A 4,997-nucleotide genomic window follows, 5' to 3' on the forward strand; every position below is an offset into this window, starting at 1 on the left:
CCCCTCCCCTGCACACCACCCGCGAACCCGGTGCCGCGGCCGCCTGCCTGCGAGATCGCGGCGAGATCTGGTCACGGTTCGGGGATGAAGCCGACCCCCGTTGCCGGGTTGTAGGCGGGCGGTCCGGCCGGAGACAGGCCGGTGGCGGGGATCGAGGAACTCCCACGAACCACACCCTGATCCCAACGCGACTCGCATCCTAGCCCCGGAGAGTGACGAGGCTCGCCCCCCCTCAAACCCCGCCCGAGTTCCTCCGTGATCCGCATATCTTCCCAAACTTTGTGACAGATGCCGAGGAAGCGGCATATCTTCACGCCTGAGTCCGCATCCGCGGAGCTCGGTGCAACGGAGCACCCCATGCTTACTCACGGAAGTCGGTCACTTCCTGTGCATGAGGTTCCACTCATCCCTGCCGTACGGCCAGGGTCGGCGCGCGGTCCCGCGCCAGGCCCGAGCAGCCGACAGCGTCCAGGCGATCCCGGGCCAGGGGCCGTCGCCGTCGTCGTCGCCGTCGTCGTCCCCGGGGTGAAACCGCCCGCCGAGCTCCTGGATACGGCCACGCGGGATGCGGTCAGTTGGGACAGCCGCACCCCGCCGCGCCAAGCAGATCGCGGTCGCGCGCCCCGGACCAACGGAACGCCGGGTGCCCGCCATTCATCCGCGTCCTCCCATCGGACAACTGTTATGGGGACCACCGAACACATGCCAGCGACACACCCGTCACCCAGACGCCCGTTCGCCGCCCTGCTCGCGGCGCTGCTCGCAGCCCTGGTCGCGCTCGTCACGCTCACCGCCTGCGGCAGTGACTCCGACGGCGGCTCCGGCAAGCCCGCCGCGGCGGCCACGTCGGCCGCGCCGACGACCCATGAGGTCGTCGACATGTCCGGCCGGCACGTCACCGTGCCGACGCATCCGAACCGGATCGTCACCAACTATCCGGCGGTCACCCAGATCATCTTCATGCTCGGCGGGATCGAGCGGGTCGCCGGCGTGCCGCTGAGCAACCTCACGACCCTGCCGCTGTTCAAGAAGATCTACCCGCCGCTCGCGCAGAAGAAGGCGGTGTTCGGCGCCGACACCACCACCGTCAACACCGAGACCCTGCTGGCCCAGAAGCCGGACCTGGTGGTGCTGAGCTCCGGCAACGCGTCGCTGGTGAAGAAGATCACCGATCTGGGTGTGCCGGTGGTCCAGATCGCCTCGTTCCCGAACTACTCCAAGCTCAACGACGGCGTCACCTTCCTCGCCGACGTGCTCGGCGGCGACTCCCCCAAGCGGGCCCAGCAGTACGTCGAGTACGTCGACGGCAACGTCGCCCAGATCAACAAGGGCCTCGCGAGCCTGCCGGCGACCGACCGGCCGAAGCTCTACTACACCGCCAACAACCCGCTGAACACCGAGGGTGGCGGCTCGATCATCGACAACTGGTCGACGCTCGCCGGGGGCACGAACGTCGCCACCGTGAACGGCGTTCAGGGCACCATGAAGGACGTCTCGATCGAGTCGATCGTCAAGTGGGACCCGGAGTACGTCTTCTGCCGGGACGCCTCGTCCTGCACGAAGATCCAGGCGGACCCGCGCTGGTCCTCCGTCGCCGCGGTACGCGACAAGCACCTGATCGTCAACCCGCGGGGCGTGTTCGTCTGGGCCGCGCGCAGCGCCGAAGAGGCCCTCCAGCCGATCTTCGTCGCCAAGACCCTGCACCCCGCGCAATTCACCGACGTCAGCGTCGAGCAGGAGATCAAGGACTTCTACAAGGCCTTCTACTCCTACAACCTGACCGACGCCGAGGTCACGGGCATCCTCCACCCGACAACCCCCTGACCCGTCCCGACGCCCTGGCGCCCCTCTGACTCGTCGACCCTCTGACCCACCGGTTCGTGACCATCCGCTAACGTCACGAACCGGTGGCGGTGGCTTCGGGGGGAGCGCACATGGTCGGTAGTCGGCGGTACGTCGGATTCCTGGCGGGACGCGGGGGCAGGATCGGCCTCGGTGTGCTCGGCGCTCTCGTCGCCGTCGTCATCGTGGCCGGGATCTTCGGCGGCTCGTCGAAGCCCGCGAACCTGGTCGATGCCTCCGCCCGAGTCGCGGACTCGACGCCACCACCCGCCGCGGGGTCGACGCCCCTGTCCGCCCTGTCGCCGTCGGACACCGGGTCGCCGTCGGGAGTGCCGTCGGACGCCGGGTCGCCGTCGCCCGGCGGCGCGCGGCTCGGGCTGCCGTACTCGGCCGCCCTGGCAGGGGCGCCCGGCACCGACTCCGCGCACGACACAACGACAGGCAGCGGCACGGCCGGCACCGGAACTGCCAGCGGCGGGACCGCCGGCGACGCGACTGCCAGCGGCGGACCTGCCGCCCCCGGAACTACCGGCGGCGGGGATGCACTGGCGCCCGCGGCGACCGGCGGCCCCACTCAGGCGTCCGGGTCGGCTCACTACGACAACTGCACGGCGGCCCGCGACGCCGGCGTCGCCCCTCTGCACCGCGGCGACCCCGGCTACCGCGCCGGACTCGACGCGGACGGCGACGGCATCGCCTGCGAGACGTCGACGGGACCGACGACCACGCGCGGCGTGGCGCCGACCACCATGTCCGGATCGACGGACTACGCGAACTGCACGGCGGCCCGTAACGCCGGCGTCGCGCCCCTGTACCGCGGCGACCCCGGCTACCGGGCTGGACTCGACGCGGACGGCGACGGCATCGCCTGCGAGACGTCGACGTCAACGGTGCAACAGCAGCCGCCGGCGGCGCCCCCCGCGGCCCAGGCCGCCGCAACCTCCGCCGCACCTACCGCCGCCGCCCCGCCTGCGGCGCCCAGCCTGGCTCAGGACGCGCCCCCTCCCGCGCCCCGGCCAGCACCGGCCACCGAGCCGGCGTCGCAGGAACCCGCGCCCGTCCCCACGACCGCGCCGGTGTCCGTCGGCGGCCAGGCGGCCGTCTACGCCAACTGCGCGGCCGCCCGCGCCGCCGGTGCCGCTCCTCTGCACAGCGGCGACGCCGGCTACAGCTCCGATCTCGACCGGGATGGCGACGGCATCGCCTGCGAGTGACCATCCGCGAGTGACCGCGTCCACGGCAGGACGCCCACGCCTCGCGAGACCGCGTCCGGCATCGGACAACTGACGATGTGCGCCGACCGAGTGGTGCGCCGCCCTTACGTTGGGGCACCGCGTGCCGGATGATCGGGATCGATCGTCGTTGATGCGGGCGCCAGGACGGGTCGGACGCTTGCCGCGATCGGCAGGCGGGCCCCGGGTGCGCGGCTGATCGCCATCGATCTCGACGGGGAGAAGCTGACGTCGGCGATGTCCACCGTTGCGAATCTCACCGCAATCCGCGCCGACCTCGCCGGGCCGTTGCCGATCGCCAGGTCGATGTCGTCGTCTCGACGAACACGTTGGAGTGCCTGGTCGATCTGCCCGTCCCGTACCTCTACATGCAGGCGACCGACGCCCAACTGGGTCGGCACCTGTCCGGCCTCGTCCGGCGCGGGCCGCTGCGCCACCACGCGGTCCAGGCCCACACGACGGTCGTGTCATCGCTGGCCGAGGCCGCGGACCTTCGCCTTCGTGAGGTCGCGACCGCCGTCCGCTCCAGCGCCGCGCGAGGCCTCGGCGACGTCACGCCGGCCGACGCCGGCCGCTGGTGGAACGACCCGGAAGCGGTCGACGCGGCCGACGAATTCCTCTTCAGCGAGACCACCTACATGGTCACCGCGTACGCCAACAGGTAAGAGCCTGTCCGAGGCGAAGCAGGCGTGTCGACGCCATCACTCGTCGACGTGATGCACTTAGAGTGATTATCCGACATCTGAACGTGGCTAGTCGCCTGGATAGTGGTCGGGCGCCTTTCTGGGAGGTCAACGATGAGGTCAGCACGCGTGATCCACCTGGCAGGTGGGGTGACGGTCGCCGCGGCCCTGGCCCTGCTGCCGGCCGGGACGGCGACAGCGGCCAGGCCGCCCGCCGGACCGTTGGCGTCGGCGGCGCCGGTGGACCTCGGTTGCCGGGCAGATCGCGGGTACCAGTGGCGGCCGGTTCAACTCCGCCGGTTTCGTGCTCCGCCCCGGCGGGACGGTGGTCGCTCTCGGCTTCCCGGTGATCGACCAGAACGACGGCGGCGACGCGGTCGGCTGGTCCGCCACGCCGGCCGGGACCTTCCACGCGACGCTCTGGCACGGTGACCGCGCGATCGAGCTGGGCGCCCTGGGCGGCATCGACAGCGTGGTGCTGGCCATCAACAACGCCGGCCAGGTCGTCGTCTCGGCATCCGATCCCGGGGAACACGTCCGTCCTGCCGACCGGCACCCAGCGCGCGACCCTGTGGAGCTGACCGCCCGTCCGTGACACACCGCGGCGCCGGGCCTCGATCGCGTGGGCCCGGCGGTCACAGATCGGGGTCGGATCGACAGCACTCGGAGCACGCACTACGGGCCAGGCCAGGCCTGGCTGCAAGGCCTGGCTGCAAGGCCTGGCTGCAAGGCCTCACGGGACGACAACGAGCTTGCCGCCGGCCTGGCGGGACTGGCTGAGCCTGGCCGCTTCGTGGATCTGGTCGAGCGGGTAGGTGCGGGCGATGGAGACGACCAGGACGCCTTCCGCAGCCAGCCGGGCGATCTCGCCCATCAGGTCGTGGCGAATCTCGGTGGTGATCCGGGTGCCCAGTTCGGCCGCGCCGGCGAAGTCCGAGACGGTGAGGACGCGGTCGGGGTCGCCGGTCAGCTCGATCAGGGTCGGCAGTGCGCCGCCCGCCGGGCTGGTCTGGATTGACCGTGGATGCGCGCTGCTGGCGGTCCGGGGACCGGCAGGAACAATTCCCGGCCCCACCGGGGGCCTGAACTGCCAGGCCAAACGGGACTCGACAGTGAGCCTTTCCCTGCAACGGGCCGTCACACTCCGCGTTCGATCACTATCTGTGACGGGCGGAGGGGGGTAGGCAGGGAAACGCGGGGCCTCGGTAGGAAGTAGTCCTTCCACAGAGCAACTTCCGAG

5 protein-coding genes are annotated in these 4,997 nt (G+C 71.1%); 4 read left to right on the forward strand and 1 reads right to left on the reverse strand.

The annotated features are described in order from the left end of the window. Positions 1–702: 702 nt before the first annotated feature. From NBZ85_RS27465 to NBZ85_RS27480, 4 genes are all read left to right on the forward strand, one after another. Positions 703–1,824: an ABC transporter substrate-binding protein gene (locus NBZ85_RS27465; RefSeq protein ID WP_261560546.1), complete on the forward strand. Its 1,122-nt coding sequence runs from the start codon at positions 703–705 to the stop codon at positions 1,822–1,824. A gap of 110 nt (positions 1,825–1,934) precedes the next feature. Beyond that, positions 1,935–3,056 carry an excalibur calcium-binding domain-containing protein gene (locus tag NBZ85_RS27470; RefSeq protein ID WP_261562904.1) on the forward strand — a complete coding sequence of 374 codons (1,122 nt, stop codon included), beginning with the start codon at positions 1,935–1,937 and terminating at the stop codon, positions 3,054–3,056. Between the two features lie 347 nt (positions 3,057–3,403). Further along, on the forward strand, positions 3,404–3,739 hold the full coding sequence (locus NBZ85_RS27475) for a methyltransferase domain-containing protein (protein ID WP_261557943.1): 336 nt from the start codon (positions 3,404–3,406) through the stop codon (positions 3,737–3,739). A 322-nt stretch (positions 3,740–4,061) separates the two neighbouring features. Further along, the gene (locus tag NBZ85_RS27480) at positions 4,062–4,352 is read left to right on the forward strand and encodes a hypothetical protein (protein WP_261562906.1); all 291 of its coding nucleotides are present in this window, start codon (positions 4,062–4,064) and stop codon (positions 4,350–4,352) included. Positions 4,353–4,490: 138 nt separating this feature from the next. Here the strand turns inward: NBZ85_RS27480 and NBZ85_RS27485 are convergent, their stop codons facing one another. Then, positions 4,491–4,856 carry a zinc-binding dehydrogenase gene (locus tag NBZ85_RS27485; protein ID WP_261562907.1) on the reverse strand — a complete coding sequence of 122 codons (366 nt, stop codon included), beginning with the start codon at positions 4,854–4,856 and terminating at the stop codon, positions 4,491–4,493. Between the last annotated feature and the right edge of the window lie 141 nt (positions 4,857–4,997).

The sequence above is a fragment of the Frankia tisae genome (genome assembly GCF_025403405.1).
Taxonomy (GTDB): Bacteria; Actinomycetota; Actinomycetes; order Frankiales; family Frankiaceae; genus Frankia; species Frankia tisai.

What these genes read in the sequence shown, in the direction of transcription:
- NBZ85_RS27465 (WP_261560546.1), top strand. Translation starts at nt 703, where the DNA reads ATGCCAGCGACACACCCGTCACCCAGACGCCCGTTCGCCGCCCTGCTC.
- NBZ85_RS27470 (WP_261562904.1), top strand. Translation starts at nt 1,935, where the DNA reads ATGGTCGGTAGTCGGCGGTACGTCGGATTCCTGGCGGGACGCGGGGGC.